We start from the raw sequence: 14,410 nt of genomic DNA, 5'->3' as shown, positions 1-14,410 counted from the left end.
TAATTGTCTAAGAAAGATTCCTTCAAAGTAGAAACCTAGGGTGTTTTTTATAATGTATTAGTTGGTTTTGATAATGCTTAAAAATTCTTCGACTATCGAGCTAAATGAATAACCATCACGATAAGCAAGTCCTATTGGATAGAAGCCATTTTTATCATTAAAGGGTATCCAGACTAAGTCTTTTACCTGGCTCAACTTTTCAAAATCACTGGGTAAGATAGTAACTGCGTCTAAGCTTTTCAGACTATGAAGCAATACTTCCCAGTCGTTATGCTTAAAAACTATTTTTGGTTCAAAACCAAGGCTACGACTGCGACGTGGCAACATTTCCCCTAGCATATAAGATTCATCTAAGGAAGCAATATGAGTGTCTTTTAATTGCTTAAGTTTTATGCTATTGTAGCTCGCTAAAAAATGATTTTTGGGCATCACAATACTCACTTTATAGCCTTTAGTTGAGGTTTGTAAGGGTTCAATCGTAATATCCTTTCTAATACTAGGAAAAGACAATAAGCCTATATCAATTTCTCCCTTAGCTAAATAATCCTGTAACTTTCTTGATCCATCCTGAATCAAAGAAACCTCTACCTTAGAATGTGTAGCCATAAAGGTTGAAATCTCTTTCATAAATTGAATAGCAAAAAGCGAAGTTAAGCCAACTCGGATAACTTCTTTTTTGGGTTGATTTAATTGTTGAATCTCTCTAAGAATACTATCAAAATCCTTTATTAAATGTTTACCACGTTGATAAAGAATGTCACCTGCCTCCGTTAATTGAAGTTGACGACCGTTTTGCATAAAAAGACTGGTGTTTAATTCAGCTTCTAATTTTTTGATTGATTGTGATAAGGTTGGTTGTGTAACAAAAAGACTCTTAGCAGCATGAGAATAATTTTTAGTTTCAGCAATAGCTATAAAATAATTTAATTGTCTAATATCCATAAGATTTCCTTTTCTTTCTTAGTATAGCATATTCAAAAGGATATTAAGAATTTTCTCAGCTTAAAAAGTAGCAATAAGTATTAAATATATTTATACTACTATAATATTTATCAATTTTAGCTTTACCATTATCTATGATATAGTTTAAATAGTTAGTGAATTCACAAACAATATTTGAGGAGATTGATTATGTCAAAAGTTAGTCAAAAACAAAGCGCTAAACCATTTACAATGAATATTTTAAATGGTTTAGCTCTAGGTACAGTAGTTGTTTTAATTCCTGGAGCAATATTAGGGGAATTAATGAAGGCCTTGCTTCCCTTATGGAGTGGTTTTGGTCCCTTAATTTCAGCAACAGCAGTAGCTACTAGTATGATGGGCTTAGTTATTGGTATGTTGATTGGTGGTAATTTTAAGTTTAATCCCATACAATCAGCTTCTTTAGGATTAGCAGTTGTCTTTGCTGGTGGTGCAGCTAATATAGCTAATGGTGTGATTACTATGAAGGGGACTGGTGATATTATTAATATGGGGATTACAGCTGCTCTAGGGGTGCTTTTAATCCAGTTTTTATCAGACAAAACAAAATCCTTCACTTTAATCATTATTCCTACACTTACTCTATTATTAGTAGGTGGAATTGGGCATTTTATGCTTCCTTATGTTAAAATGATTACGACAATAATTGGTCAGGGAATTGCAAGCTTGCTGGGGCTACAACCTATTTTAATGTCTATTTTAATTGCTATGATTTTCTGCTTCTTAATTGTTTCACCGATTACAACGGTTGGTATCGCTCTAGCAATTAGTCTGTCAGGTATTGGGTCTGGAGCTGCTAATTTAGGTATTTGCGCTGCAAGTTTCGGGCTTTGTATAGCAGGTTGGTCAGTTAATTCAAAAGGCACAGCACTGGCACATGTTTTAGGATCACCAAAGATTTCAATGGCTAATGTTCTTTCCAAACCTAAAATAATCTTACCTATGTTGTCTTCTTCTGTAGTTCTTGGAATTCTAGCCGCTTTATTTAATATTCAGGGAACCCCAGCCAGTGCTGGATTTGGGATTAGCGGACTTATCGGTCCTATTAATGCCTTAAATCTCGCTGCGGGGGGCTGGTCTTTAACAAATGTTTTAATGGTGTTAGTTATTTTTATAGGTGCTCCAATTATCTTAAGTTTATTCTTTAATTATGTCTTTATTAAAATGCTAAAGGTAATTGATCCTGAAGATTACAAACTAGATCTGTAAGAAAGAAGGTAGTATAAATGAAATTAAAATTATATAATGTCAGAGGAGAAGAAGTGGTTCTAGCTAAAGTTTGGGCAAAAAAGCATGATATTGAAATCTCCTTAAATGAAGGACCTCTTACAGTTGATTCTGTTAAAGAGGCACAAGGTTTTGATGGACTTGTTAATGCTCAATTAGGACCTTTAGATGACGCTATATATCCCATGTTAAAAGAGATGGGCATTAAACAAATTGCCCAACGTAGTGCAGGTGTCGATATGTATAATCTAGATCTGGCTAAAGAAAATGGTATTATCATCACTAATGTTCCCAGTTACTCACCCGAGTCTATTGCTGAGTTTACGGTTACTATTGCTTTAAATTTAATACGTCATGTCGAACTTATTAGATCACAGGTGAAAAAACATGATTTTTCCTGGAGTCTTCCTCTTAGGGGGCGTGTCTTGGGTGATATGAAAGTTGCTGTAATAGGGACTGGTAGAATCGGATTAGCAGCAGCCAAAATATTTAAGGGCTTTGGGTGTCAAGTTATGGCTTATGATATTTATCAAAATCCTAAAGCTAAGGAAATACTTGATTATAAAAACTCTGTCGAAGAGGCCATTATGGATGCTGATTTGGTCACACTGCACATGCCAGCAACAGAAGATAATCATCATCTCTTTGATATGGATATGTTCAAAAAATTTAAGAAGGATGCTATTTTATTGAATATGGCACGTGGGTCCCTTCTTAAGACAAAAGACCTATTAGTTGCTTTAGATGAAGGATTATTAGCAGGAGCTGGTATTGACACCTACGAGTTTGAATCTTACTATGTGCCTAAGAACTTTGAAAATCAAGAGATTAAAGATAAGGATTTTCTTGCCCTAATTAACCATCCTAAAGTTATCTATACTCCACATACTGCTTATTATACAGATGAAGCTGTTAAAAATTTGGTTGAAAGCGCCTTAAATGCCACCCTTGACATTATTGAAACTGGAACAACAGCAACTAGAGTTAACTAATTAATAAAGTCTTTTAAAATAGTTTCTATTTTAAAAGACTTTTATATAATTTTCCATTATAAAGGACTTATTGTTATCTTTCCATTATAATAGACTTTTTTATTTATTTGGATTATAATGATAGTTATAAAGGAGAGTCTATGATTTATATAGCTATTATTGGAGATTTTATTGATTCAAAAGGCTTAAGTGAACGCTATCATGTTCAAGAAAGATTTAAAACGTGTCTTGATCACATTAATGAAAAATTTAAAAACTTCATCATCTCAAAATTTTCAATTACCTTAGGAGATGAATTTCAAGGGCTGCTTAAGCAAGATGCTCCCATATTCCAAATAATTGATTATCTTAACTACTTAATGCATCCATACCAGATACGTTATGGGCTTGGTTTGGGAAAAATATTAACAGATATTAATCCTGAGATTAGTATTGGTGCAGATGGACCTGCTTATTGGTTAGCTAGAGAAGCTATCACTTATATCCACCAAAAAAATGACTATGGACAGACACATCTTGCAATACGGACAGAAAATCCTTCCTCTAACCCCTTGCTTAATAGCCTCTTAGCAGCAGGTGAAGCTATAAAAAGTAATTGGAGGACAAGCCAAGTAGAGGTCTTTTATGCTTTGTTAGAATTAGATAATTACAATGAACAATTTAATCAACAAATACTAGGAGATAAGCTACATTTAAGTGCTAGTGCCCTTTCAAAAAGATTAAAAAGTAGTAGTTTAAAAGTCTATCTAAGAAGTCGAAATAGTGCTAAGCAATTATTAGAAACTTTAAATAGTGAAGGAGAATAATATGTTAATTGGCCTATCATCATTTTTAAGAGGAAATCCAATCTTATGCCTTCTTTTAATCTGTCACTTTCTTTCTGATTTTCATTTACAAAGTCAAAAAATAGCAGATTTAAAAAACAGTAACTTAAGCTACCTATTAAAGCATCTCTTACTTGTTGCCCTGCCCCTAGCAGTCCTTTGCCTACTTAATTTTAGAAATAGTGATATTTATATCATTATTCTAGGCAGTCATGCTCTGATTGATTATTTAAAACCAAGAATTACTAAGCTTTTAAAAGTAAAAGTTTCCTTTATTTTTTTATTAGATCAATTCCTTCATATTCTTATTATTCTTATTGCTAGCCAATTTCTTAGACATTCTAATCAGTTGAACTGGCTTAATCCTGCTTACCTAAATGGCCTACTTTTTTTATTACTAATTACAAAACCCACTAACATTGCCTTTAAAATCTTTTTTGAAAAATACCAACCTCAAAATCAAGAAAAAATAGATACCATAGGTGGTGCTGGTGCTATGATTGGTATTTTAGAAAGAATCGTTATTGGTATCTGTATGATCATGGGGCAATTTGCTTCAATTGGTTTAGTCTTTACTGCTAAATCAATTGCTCGCTATAATAAAATTTCAGAAAGTCCTACCTTTGCTGAATACTATCTTATTGGGTCCTTATTTAGCATTTTAAGTGTTTTTATTGCTTCTTGGATATGTTTTTATTGAGATTTTTACATAATTATATTTACGCAAAAAAACGCCTGGACTTTTTCTTTCAGGTATTTTTTGTTATAATGTAGCAAGTAAAATTTTAGAAAGATTTGTGGGAAAACTCTTTTCCCAAAGAGGTATTAGTCAATTGTCTCAATCTTATATTAATGTTATCGGTGCAGGTTTAGCAGGATCTGAAGCAGCTTATCAAATTGCTAAACGTGGTATTCCAGTTAAACTTTACGAAATGCGTGGGGTTAAAGCAACTCCTCAGCATAAAACAGAAGATTTCGCTGAACTTGTCTGCTCAAATTCTTTTCGAGGAGATAGCCTGACAAATGCAGTAGGCTTATTAAAAGAAGAAATGCGGCGTCTTGATTCTATCATCATGCGAGTAGGAGAAGCTCACCGAGTACCTGCAGGTGGCGCAATGGCAGTTGACCGTGTCGGTTACTCTAAGGCAGTAACAGCAGAACTTGAAAATAACCCTCTGATAGAAGTAATCAGAGGCGAAATTACAGATATCCCTAATGATGCCATTACAGTCATTGCAACAGGGCCTCTGACTTCGGATGCTTTAGCAGAAAAAATTCATGCCTTAAATAGAGGAGATGGTTTTTATTTCTATGATGCAGCTGCACCAATTATTGATAAAGCTAGCCTTAATATGGAAAAAATTTACCTAAAATCACGCTATGATAAAGGAGAGGCTGCTTATCTTAACTGTCCAATGACTAAAGAAGAATTTATAGCCTTTCATGATGCCTTAAGTACAGCAGAAGAAGCTCCTCTTAATTCTTTTGAAAAAGAAAAGTATTTTGAAGGCTGTATGCCAATTGAAGTAATGGCAAAGCGTGGTATAAAAACCATGCTCTATGGCCCAATGAAACCAGTTGGTTTAGAATATCCTGATGACTATAAAGGACCACGTGATGGTGATTACAAAACACCTTATGCAGTAGTTCAATTACGTCAAGACAATGCTGCAGGTAGTTTATACAATATGGTCGGCTTCCAAACCCATCTTAAATGGGGAGAGCAAAAACGTGTCTTTCGAATGATTCCCGGACTTGAAAATGCAGAATTTGTCCGTTATGGGGTCATGCATCGTAATTCATACATGGATTCACCTAATCTTTTAAAAGAGACTTTCCAATCACGCGCCAATGAAAATCTTTTCTTTGCAGGCCAAATGACTGGGGTTGAAGGTTATGTTGAATCTGCTGCATCTGGCTTAGTAGCTGGAATTAATGCTGTTAAGAAATTCAAGGGAGAAGCAGAAGTTGTCTTTCCTGAAACAACAGCTATTGGAAGCTTACCGCATTATGTCACACATACTGAAAGTAAACACTTTCAGCCTATGAATGTTAATTTTGGCATTATCAAAGAGCTAGAAGGACCACGAATTCGTGATAAAAAAGAACGCTACCAAGCTATAGCAAGTCGCTCATTACAAGATTTAGAAAAGTATTTAAAGGATTAGACACTAAAAACTGAGAGGAGAGTTAGTAGGCCTACTCAGTTTTCTTATGCTCTTTAAAAGAATAGGAACACTGTCAAAAGAAAAAGACCCCTAACTAAGAGAGAACTATTCAATCATTATTTTTTACCAAAGGGAATCTTAATATGTTTTACTGTGTCTAGTGTATCTGAAATCTTTTGATTACGTTCAACAATTTTTAAATTATCCTCTTCCAAAAGAGATTGACTCTTTTCCAAAACATCTAAGTTAACATAATATAATTTAATCAAAGACCCAATCTTATGTTTTCCAGCTCTTGGTGACATCGATACAACCTCATTTAAACCTGCCTCAAGCCACTTTTTATTTGGTTTAGCTGGAATTGTGGCTACAACAAAGCCTTGTTTCTCTAAATGAGCTTCTGCATCATCCACAGGTAAATTAATCACGTCATCAATAGTCTTTAAGCCTTCTAATCTTTTCTGACGTTGATCCATATATTTTTCAATAATAGGTCGTGTGTTTTCCATCCCTTTACCGATAAGTTCAGTCGTATCTGGTATAATAGTAAATAACTTTCCTAAAGTTCCAAAGGATCTTCTTAATTTTATCTTTTTGGCCATTCTTCTTCCTCATATCTACAATTTCTAACCTTATTATATCAAAAGCAGAGCAAATCCTTAGAGATAAAACTTACAAATTTGTAAGTTAACTAAAAAGGATTGTAAGCTAAATAACAGGATAATTCTTTATACTAAAAGAGTAGTTATCATTACAAAAAGGAGATTTATATATGTTACTAGAAATTCAACACCTACAAAAAAACTTTCGGACTCGCTTTTCCAAAGAAGAAACAAAAGCTCTACAAGATGTTGATTTTAAGGTAGATAAGGGAGAATTTATTGCTATTATGGGAGAGTCTGGTTCAGGTAAAACAACTCTATTAAATATATTAGCAACCTTAGAAAAACCTACCAGTGGTTCTGTTTATTTGAATGGACAAGATATTACTAAAATCAAAGAAAGTAAGTTAGCTAATTTTAGATTAAAAAATCTAGGCTTTGTTTTCCAAGAATTCAACCTCTTAGATACCCTCTCTATTCGAGATAATATCTTTTTACCCTTAGTTTTAGACCGGAAATCCTATAAAGAAATGGCTAGTAGACTAGAAAAATTGGCTTCTAAACTTAGAATAGAAAGCCTATTAGATAAAAGACCATTTGAAATATCCGGTGGTCAAAAGCAAAGAGTAGCTATTGCTAGAAGTCTGATAACTAATCCTTATTTATTACTAGCTGATGAACCTACAGCAGCTCTAGATTATCGTAACTCAGAAGACCTCCTCAATTTATTTGAAGATATTAATTTAGATGGTCAAACAATTCTAATGGTTACCCATTCAGCAAATGCTGCCAGTCATGCTAAAAGAGTTCTTTTCATAAAAGATGGTAAGATATTTCATCAAATTTACCGAGGTAATAAAAGTAATAGTGATTTTAGTAAGGATATATCATTAACTATGACTGGCCTTTTAGGAGGTGAATGATATGTTTTATATAAAACTAGCATTTAATAATCTCAGAAAATCAAAAGAAGTAGTAGCTCCATTTTTATTAGCAAGCAATGTTTTATTTCTGCTCAATTGTATTGTTGTTATTCTTATTTTCAGTCCTATCTCTAAAACCATGTCTAGTGGAAATATTCTTCTAGGACTTGCCATAGTTGTCTTAACGCTCTTTTCAGTAATTATGGAAGCTTACAGCTATAATTTTTTACTTAAACAAAGAAGTAAGGAATTTGGTTTATATAATATTTTAGGTATGAATAAGAAACAAGTTGGACTAGTGTCTACAATCGAGCTAAGCTTCTTATTTATTGTAACAATTCTTTTAGGTAGTCTATTTTCAATCATCTTTTCACACTTTTTTTATCTAGTTTTTGCTAACTTAACTCATTATAATGATTTGAAGCTTACCTTCAATCCCCTAGCGTTTTTAATTAATGCCCTAATATTTGCCCTTATTTTTGTCTTACTTGGTATTTTGGGGATTTACAAGATTAGAAAAACATCGCCACTATTGTTATTTCAAGATCAAGAACAAGGAGAAAAAGAACCTCGTGGAAATATCTTGCTTGCTCTTTTAGCCCTAATGTCATTAGGAATGGGATATTATCTCTCTATCTCGTCAACTAAAATAGCTGCAATGGCTATCATTTCTCGTTTCTTTATTGCGGTTATCCTAGTAATTATCGGAACTTATCTCTTTTACATTTCCTTTATGAGCTGGTACCTTAAGAAAAAACGTCAAAATAAAACCTATTTTTATAAACCTGAGCACTTTATTTCAACTTCTCAAATGATTTTTAGAATGAAACAAAATGCAGTAGGACTAGCAAATATTACCTTACTAGCTGTGATGGCCTTTGTATCAATTGCAACGACAACCGCACTCTATACCAATACAAATGAAACTACGGAAAAATTATTTCCTAAAAATACTTCTTTTGAATTTGTTAATGACAATGTAAACCAAGCTAAAAAAGAATTTTCACAATACGTCCTCCAACCTTTACATAAAGATAAATCTGAATTTATTGATTCTACTTCCACAATGACCGGTTTGCCCCTAAGCAATAAAACAAGTATTGAAATTAGTAAAGAGGACATAGAAAATCCTAAACTCTCAGCCCTTTCCTATACTTATTTGATTACCGAAGGAGAATATCTTAGTCTGGGTAATCCTAAATTAGATTTACAGACAGATCAGATAGCACTCTATCAACAAAAAACACACAAAAAAAGCCAAAGTCTTAAGTTAATTAATAAAACTTATTCTATTCGTAAACAATTAAAAACGATTAATTTTCCTCAAATTACCAATACCTTCTCCCCTTCAATGATTATTTTTAAAGACGAAAATGCTGTAAAAGAGTTTTTAGAAATTATTAATAAACACTCTAAATTCCCAACAAAACTTAGCTACTCTGTTTATGGAAACCTCACTAAAAATGAATTAAATCAAATTCTAGATAAGAGTGGAAACCTTAGTAAGGATGGTCACTTTATAGCTCAAGTTCAAGAAAAAGATAGGTTCCAAAAAGAAATTTATGGCTTATATGGTGGCTTTATGTTTACTGGTTTTCTTCTTGGACTAAGCTTCATCTTAGGAGCAGCTCTAATCATCTATTACAAACAATATTCAGAAGGAAAACAAGATAAAAAATCTTATCGTATCCTTCAAGAAGTGGGAATGGATCAAAAGCAAGTCAAAAAAACAATCAATTCTCAAATTATATTAGTATTTTTTATGCCTATTACAATGGCTGTTCTCCATTTTAGTGTTGCCATGGTCATGTTAAAGCAAATGTTACTAATGTTTGGTGTTACTAATACAAACTTGATTTATCTGATAAGTGCGATTACTATCTTAGTTATCATCTTAATTTATTTTGTTATTTATAAGTTAACCAGTAAAACCTACTATAATATTATTGAAAGATGAAAGAAGTAGCGATTTTTCGCTGCTTTTTTGTTAGAATAAAGCTATGGATAACAAAAAGAAAATTTTTATTGTAGAAGACGATAAAACAATTTTAGGATTACTAACGAATCATCTTTCAAAAACCTATCATGTTACTAGTGTTCGTAATTATCGTGATATAAAAGAAGAAGTTAAAGAAATAGAGCCTGATCTTATCTTAATGGATATTACGCTGCCATTTTTCAATGGTTTTTACTGGACAACAGAAATTAGAAAAACAATGACCATCCCTATCCTTTTTATTTCAAGCTCAGATGATGAAATGGATACCATAATGGCCCTTAATATGGGAGGAGATGACTTTATCACTAAACCCTTCTCCTTAACAGTACTTGATGCAAAGATTGCTGCTTTTTTAAGACGATCTCAGCAATTTTCTAATAACAGCCTTTCCTTTGAAGGCTTTAAGTTGCAATTTGATGGCAGTTTTACCAAGGGTTTAGAAAAAATTTCGTTATCACCAACAGAACACAAAATAATGTCTCTCTTGCTATCTCATCAGCAAGAAGTCGTTACAAAAGAGGAAATCCTCATTAAGCTCTGGGAAGATGACCACTATATTGATCAAAACACTCTAAATGTCAACATGACACGTTTACGAAAAAAATTAGCTGGCATTGACTTTAATAATATTCATACAGTGAGAGGAGTGGGCTATATTATAAAATGATCCTAAAATTTTTAAAAGAATATAAAGTGTGGTATCTCCAATTTTTCTTACTCTTTGCACTCTTTATTATTATGTTTAGTCTTTATCGGCTCCCCCTTACTTACTTTTTCAATACTGGTCTTATTTGTTTAACCCTGCTAATTCTTTTTAGCTTATGGCAATATAAGAGGTTTAAAGAGAAAATAACTATTTTACAAGAATTTATTTATGTAAATGAGCTTTCCTCATTACATTCGCCAAGTGAAGAAGCTTATAGAGATACCATTATCAAATTAATTAATTCCTATTCAGAAAGTCACTTAAAAGAAAGTAAAAGACAACAAGACTTTGATGCCTTAATCAAATTATGGGTACACCAAATGAAGCTCCCCCTTTCAGCCCTTTCTTTGATGGGGCAGACTAAGGAGATTGATTTTAATGAATATAAAATTCAAATTTTCAGAATGGAAAACTACCTTAGTCAATTATTGAATTATTTGAAATTTAGTCAAGATAAGGATGACTTTAGATTTGAAATAATTGAGCTTAATGACCTAATAAAACAGATCATTAGACAAATGTCCTTCATTTGTATTTCCAAAGATATAAGGATTAATTTGCTAGGCCAGTGGCAGTTAACTAGTGATAAAAAATGGCTAACCTTTGCCTTATCACAAATTATTGAAAATGCTATTAAGTATTCTAGGAGAGGTGGCCAGATAAATATTATTCTTAAAAATAAAAGTATTACCATATCAGATAATGGTATCGGAATACTAGAAGAGGATTTACCTAGACTTTTTGATGAAGGCTTTACCGGCTATAATGGTCATGAACACCAGAAAGCCTCTGGTTTAGGCCTTTATATGACTAAGAATGTTCTAGAAAAACTTAATTTATCAATTAAAATCACAAGTCAGATTGACCTTGGAACAAGTGTGAGCATTACACCAATTGATAGATAAAATAATCTGTAAAGAAAATACAAATACAGCCTATAATTACAGGCTGTATTTTTTAGTCACTTATGATTTACATAATTAAATTATAGTAAATCATAATTTATCTAGAGCATTTTTTTGCTCATCATTAACGATATGAGTATAAAGATCTGTAACTTGTGTGGAAGCATGACCTAATTGATGACTGACTAAAACCTGTGACTTGGTCGCATCATATAGTCTAGTAGCAAGGGTATGCCTTAATTTATGAGGAGTTACCCGAATTTTAAAGTCTTGAGAGTATTTAGCAACCATTTTTTCGATGCTAGAAGCATCAATTCGATTAGGAACTCCTCTATATTCTGTAAGAAAGAAGGCTGTATCTTGTTTTTCTGCCTTATAACGATTTTTACGGATGGCTAAGTAGGCTTCAAGATAGGGTTTTGCAAAACCTGCCACGTTAACAGAGTCACGTTTGCCACCTTTACGAGTGACTTCAATGACCATCATTTTGAGGTTAATATCTTTTAAATCCATGTTTACTGCTTCAGATAAACGTACACCAGAGGCGAGAAGTAGTGCAATGATAGCTAGATCACGCTCTTTGTTTTTATGAAAAGAAGATTTAGCACGATTTGATAGTTTAGCTTCATATTCATTATCAATATATTCCAGGAACTCCATAGTTTCATCACCTAAGAATAATTTTTGCTTAATATTTTCGGCTCGAGCAGCTAGAGTTTCTTTTTTTTTCTTAGTAGAAACTTTTTTCATAACATTTCTGTAAAAATACGGCTCACCAAGTTCATTTTCAACTTCCTCGGTAAGGTATTTATATAGGCTAGATAGGGCTGACAAGGTTCGATTAATAGTCGTTTGTGAAACACCTTCTTTGGTGGAATAAGTATTAAGAGATGGTCTTTCCCGTAAATAAAGAACAAAAGCTTCCATGTCTTTTTTAGTTAAGTTCTCTAAGCTAGCTAAATCAATATCAGCAATCTTTGAAGCTTTTGAAATGCCAGAATCTATCAACCAGTCAAAAAAACGTGTATATTCCTTTAGATATTCATACAAAGTTGTAAAACTATAAGGAACTGATAATTTTGATTGGTAATACTCTAAAACATACCAGGGCATAATATTTTTATAGTTTTCAATTTTTTCTAACAGTAAGTCACGTCTCATTTTTAGTATTCCTCAAAATCTATTGTTTAGCTATTTTAAAAGTTTTTATCTTAAATAGAAGTATATCACATCCTTATATATATTTCAAGAAAATTACAGTTTTTCGGAAAGATATAAGGTGATATATAAGATATCTAAAAAACCTTATAAAATATCCTAGGAGGTAATCTTAAGGAATATTTTCTTTTTGGTGGAGCAACCCTTATTAATTATGAAATGATTAAGTATGCAAAAAATCACAATATTTCTTATTTTAATTTTGGAGGAACTTTAGAAATTAGTCAAAGTAAAGTAGGGTTAGGAAATTTTAACTATAAAAAACAATTTGGTGGTGAGTTGGTAAATTATTTAGGAAGTTTTACTAAGCCCTTAAATATAAAATATAATAGGAAGGTTAGCTTATTTTTTTTAAAATAAAAATCACTAAAACTATGTCTAATAGCATAACCCATAACCCTAGTGATTTACTAACTTCATATATTTGTCTAAGCCTGTTTTTTAACATAAATATATATTTCTATAAAAGAATCCACAATAAAAACAGATAAGGCAATGGCTCCTGAAATTAACATTGATTCTATAAAATTTTGACCAGCTAATTGAGCATTACCTTGAATATAAAAGTAGGCTATTTTATAAACTCCTGCTCCTGGAACTAACGGAAAGTAGCTTGGAATATAAAACACTGTTACTGGTGACTTTAAAAGTCTTGCAGCAATCTGAGATAATAAGGCAATAACTAGCCCCCCGCAGAGTGTTGCTACTGCTATATCAGTATAGGGTAAACTTAAAAGATATACTGTATATCCCAAAGCACCTATAAAACCTGTTTTGAAAACTAAGGGACGAGGGATTTCTAAAATAATTCCTGAGGTGACGGTTGCCACATAAGCACCTAAAATTTGTAAAATCATACCCATTCAATAATTCCTTTCGCAACAAACAATCCTAAAGCCACCCCTACACCTAGACTAACAGCAATAATCAAAGCTTCTACTATCTTAGTTAGCCCTGCACCATAATCTCCTTTAAATGAATCTCTAAACCCATTTGTAAAAGCAGTACCAGGAAAAAGTGGCATCAATACTGAAATAACAACAATATCAAAAGAAGGGTTAGCTTTACCAAGGAAATGGATAATGATAGGTATCACCAAAGCCACAATAAAAGTAGCAACTGTACCAAAAATAAAATCATTTAATTGAAATAGAGCCTTTAGACGGTAAGAAAGCAAAAGTAAAACTGCGGCTACTAAAGATAAAATAATTTCATTAATATCTCCACCTAGTAAAATAGCAAAAGACAAGACTAATAATAAGGTTGATAAAGCGATTACTCTTTTAGAATAATTACACTTATCTATATTTAATAATTGCTGATGAGCTTCTTCAAGGCTAATTAGGCCATTCGTTAGATCACGAGAAATTTGGTTAACGATATGAATTTTCCTAAGATTAGTGGTCCTTTGTGAAATACGTTTTATTAGGGTAATTGGCTCATCAAGTTCTGGACCATCTAGTGTAATAAAAAGTCCAGTTGTGTTAGCAAACACTTCAGTTATAGGTTGTTTACTCACTTGTAGTATTCTGGATACAGTGTTTTCTACGCGATAACTTTCTGCATTTGATTCTAGCATAGTTATTCCAGCTAAGGTTGCAACCTTTACAAGATACTTATTATAATGTTCAGCCATTCTTACCTCTACCTAACTATATCAAAATAGTAATATTTACTGCTTCTTTGTCTCTTTTTAAAGTTGGAAGAATTATTAGTGTCAAATACTTTAGATAGTATTCTTACAGTCATAATTCTAGTTGCTTATGAAGATGCTTAACGCACCCTCATAAGCCCTTTTTAATCTCATCTAAAAATATACACTACTAAACTAGTAATGTATATTTTTAGATGATTAAAATTTATTG

At 32.4% G+C, this 14,410-nt stretch carries 15 protein-coding genes; 10 read left to right on the top strand and 5 right to left on the bottom strand.

Features of this window, described 5'->3' with window-relative positions; translation table 11 throughout:
* Nucleotides 1–57 precede the first annotated feature (57 nt).
* Nucleotides 58–942 (bottom strand): LysR family transcriptional regulator, encoded by an 885-nt coding sequence (locus A3GU_RS0102505; protein WP_018365967.1) that lies wholly within the window; start codon nt 940–942, stop codon nt 58–60.
* Between the two features lie 189 nt (nt 943–1,131).
* Here A3GU_RS0102505 and A3GU_RS0102500 point away from each other — a divergent pair, with 189 nt between their 5' ends.
* From A3GU_RS0102500 to trmFO, 5 genes are all read left to right on the top strand, one after another.
* Nucleotides 1,132–2,190, top strand: a complete 1,059-nt coding sequence (locus A3GU_RS0102500) for a PTS sugar transporter subunit IIC (protein WP_018365966.1) — start codon at nt 1,132–1,134, stop codon at nt 2,188–2,190.
* 17 nt (nt 2,191–2,207) lie between these two features.
* Nucleotides 2,208–3,200: a D-lactate dehydrogenase gene (locus A3GU_RS0102495; RefSeq protein ID WP_018365965.1), complete on the top strand. Its 993-nt coding sequence runs from the start codon at nt 2,208–2,210 to the stop codon at nt 3,198–3,200.
* Between the two features lie 140 nt (nt 3,201–3,340).
* The gene (locus A3GU_RS0102490) at nt 3,341–4,006 is read left to right on the top strand and encodes a SatD family protein (protein ID WP_018365964.1); all 666 of its coding nucleotides are present in this window, start codon (nt 3,341–3,343) and stop codon (nt 4,004–4,006) included.
* 1 nt (nt 4,007) lies between these two features.
* Nucleotides 4,008–4,724 (top strand): DUF3307 domain-containing protein, encoded by a 717-nt coding sequence (locus A3GU_RS0102485; RefSeq protein ID WP_018365963.1) that lies wholly within the window; start codon nt 4,008–4,010, stop codon nt 4,722–4,724.
* Nucleotides 4,725–4,857: 133 nt separating this feature from the next.
* On the top strand, nt 4,858–6,192 hold the full coding sequence (gene trmFO, locus A3GU_RS0102480; protein WP_026216417.1) for a methylenetetrahydrofolate--tRNA-(uracil(54)-C(5))-methyltransferase (FADH(2)-oxidizing) TrmFO: 1,335 nt from the start codon (nt 4,858–4,860) through the stop codon (nt 6,190–6,192).
* A 116-nt stretch (nt 6,193–6,308) separates the two neighbouring features.
* Here the strand turns inward: trmFO and A3GU_RS0102475 are convergent, their stop codons facing one another.
* Nucleotides 6,309–6,794: a PASTA domain-containing protein gene (locus A3GU_RS0102475; RefSeq protein ID WP_018365961.1), complete on the bottom strand. Its 486-nt coding sequence runs from the start codon at nt 6,792–6,794 to the stop codon at nt 6,309–6,311.
* A 170-nt stretch (nt 6,795–6,964) separates the two neighbouring features.
* On the opposite strand from A3GU_RS0102475, the gene A3GU_RS0102470 reads away from it, so the two are divergent.
* The 4 genes from A3GU_RS0102470 to A3GU_RS0102455 are packed head-to-tail and all read left to right on the top strand — an operon-like array spanning nt 6,965 to nt 11,327.
* Entirely contained in the window at nt 6,965–7,717 is a 753-nt protein-coding gene (locus tag A3GU_RS0102470; protein ID WP_018365960.1) for an ABC transporter ATP-binding protein, read from the top strand.
* A 1-nt stretch (nt 7,718) separates the two neighbouring features.
* Complete coding sequence (locus A3GU_RS0102465) at nt 7,719–9,674, top strand: FtsX-like permease family protein (RefSeq protein ID WP_018365959.1); 1,956 nt, start codon at nt 7,719–7,721, stop codon at nt 9,672–9,674.
* A 43-nt stretch (nt 9,675–9,717) separates the two neighbouring features.
* Nucleotides 9,718–10,383, top strand: coding sequence for a response regulator transcription factor (locus A3GU_RS0102460; protein WP_018365958.1), 666 nt, complete (start codon nt 9,718–9,720; stop codon nt 10,381–10,383).
* Nucleotides 10,380–11,327, top strand: a complete 948-nt coding sequence (locus A3GU_RS0102455; protein WP_018365957.1) for a sensor histidine kinase — start codon at nt 10,380–10,382, stop codon at nt 11,325–11,327. Before A3GU_RS0102460 ends, A3GU_RS0102455 begins: the two co-directional genes overlap by 4 nt.
* Nucleotides 11,328–11,417: 90 nt before the next feature.
* Here A3GU_RS0102455 and xerS read toward each other — a convergent pair whose 3' ends face one another.
* On the bottom strand, nt 11,418–12,488 hold the full coding sequence (gene xerS, locus A3GU_RS0102450) for a tyrosine recombinase XerS (RefSeq protein WP_018365956.1): 1,071 nt from the start codon (nt 12,486–12,488) through the stop codon (nt 11,418–11,420).
* Nucleotides 12,489–12,641: 153 nt separating this feature from the next.
* Here xerS and A3GU_RS0102445 point away from each other — a divergent pair, with 153 nt between their 5' ends.
* The gene (locus A3GU_RS0102445) at nt 12,642–12,905 is read left to right on the top strand and encodes a peptidoglycan bridge formation glycyltransferase FemA/FemB family protein (RefSeq protein WP_083906187.1); all 264 of its coding nucleotides are present in this window, start codon (nt 12,642–12,644) and stop codon (nt 12,903–12,905) included.
* A 68-nt stretch (nt 12,906–12,973) separates the two neighbouring features.
* Here A3GU_RS0102445 and A3GU_RS0102440 read toward each other — a convergent pair whose 3' ends face one another.
* Together A3GU_RS0102440 and A3GU_RS0102435 are read right to left on the bottom strand one after the other, a co-directional pair.
* The gene (locus A3GU_RS0102440) at nt 12,974–13,408 is read right to left on the bottom strand and encodes a threonine/serine exporter family protein (protein WP_018365954.1); all 435 of its coding nucleotides are present in this window, start codon (nt 13,406–13,408) and stop codon (nt 12,974–12,976) included.
* The gene (locus tag A3GU_RS0102435) at nt 13,399–14,181 is read right to left on the bottom strand and encodes a threonine/serine exporter family protein (RefSeq protein WP_018365953.1); all 783 of its coding nucleotides are present in this window, start codon (nt 14,179–14,181) and stop codon (nt 13,399–13,401) included. The genes A3GU_RS0102440 and A3GU_RS0102435 overlap by 10 nt, the downstream gene beginning before the upstream one ends.
* Nucleotides 14,182–14,410 lie beyond the last annotated feature (229 nt).

The organism is Streptococcus didelphis DSM 15616 (assembly GCF_000380005.1).
In the GTDB taxonomy this organism is placed as follows: Bacteria; Bacillota; Bacilli; order Lactobacillales; family Streptococcaceae; genus Streptococcus; species Streptococcus didelphis.
Note: the sequence above shows the minus strand (reverse complement) of the source record. Positions and strands in the feature narration are given on the sequence as shown.

Coding starts and splice junctions, on each gene's coding strand:
- A3GU_RS0102435 (WP_018365953.1), bottom strand. CDS start 14,181: ATGGCTGAACATTATAATAAGTATCTTGTAAAGGTTGCAACCTTAGCT.
- A3GU_RS0102485 (WP_018365963.1), top strand. CDS start 4,008: ATGTTAATTGGCCTATCATCATTTTTAAGAGGAAATCCAATCTTATGC.
- A3GU_RS0102455 (WP_018365957.1), top strand. CDS start 10,380: ATGATCCTAAAATTTTTAAAAGAATATAAAGTGTGGTATCTCCAATTT.
- A3GU_RS0102490 (WP_018365964.1), top strand. CDS start 3,341: ATGATTTATATAGCTATTATTGGAGATTTTATTGATTCAAAAGGCTTA.
- A3GU_RS0102470 (WP_018365960.1), top strand. CDS start 6,965: ATGTTACTAGAAATTCAACACCTACAAAAAAACTTTCGGACTCGCTTT.
- xerS (WP_018365956.1), bottom strand. CDS start 12,488: ATGAGACGTGACTTACTGTTAGAAAAAATTGAAAACTATAAAAATATT.
- A3GU_RS0102460 (WP_018365958.1), top strand. CDS start 9,718: ATGGATAACAAAAAGAAAATTTTTATTGTAGAAGACGATAAAACAATT.
- A3GU_RS0102465 (WP_018365959.1), top strand. CDS start 7,719: ATGTTTTATATAAAACTAGCATTTAATAATCTCAGAAAATCAAAAGAA.
- A3GU_RS0102475 (WP_018365961.1), bottom strand. CDS start 6,794: ATGGCCAAAAAGATAAAATTAAGAAGATCCTTTGGAACTTTAGGAAAG.
- A3GU_RS0102495 (WP_018365965.1), top strand. CDS start 2,208: ATGAAATTAAAATTATATAATGTCAGAGGAGAAGAAGTGGTTCTAGCT.
- A3GU_RS0102500 (WP_018365966.1), top strand. CDS start 1,132: ATGTCAAAAGTTAGTCAAAAACAAAGCGCTAAACCATTTACAATGAAT.
- A3GU_RS0102505 (WP_018365967.1), bottom strand. CDS start 942: ATGGATATTAGACAATTAAATTATTTTATAGCTATTGCTGAAACTAAA.
- A3GU_RS0102440 (WP_018365954.1), bottom strand. CDS start 13,408: ATGGGTATGATTTTACAAATTTTAGGTGCTTATGTGGCAACCGTCACC.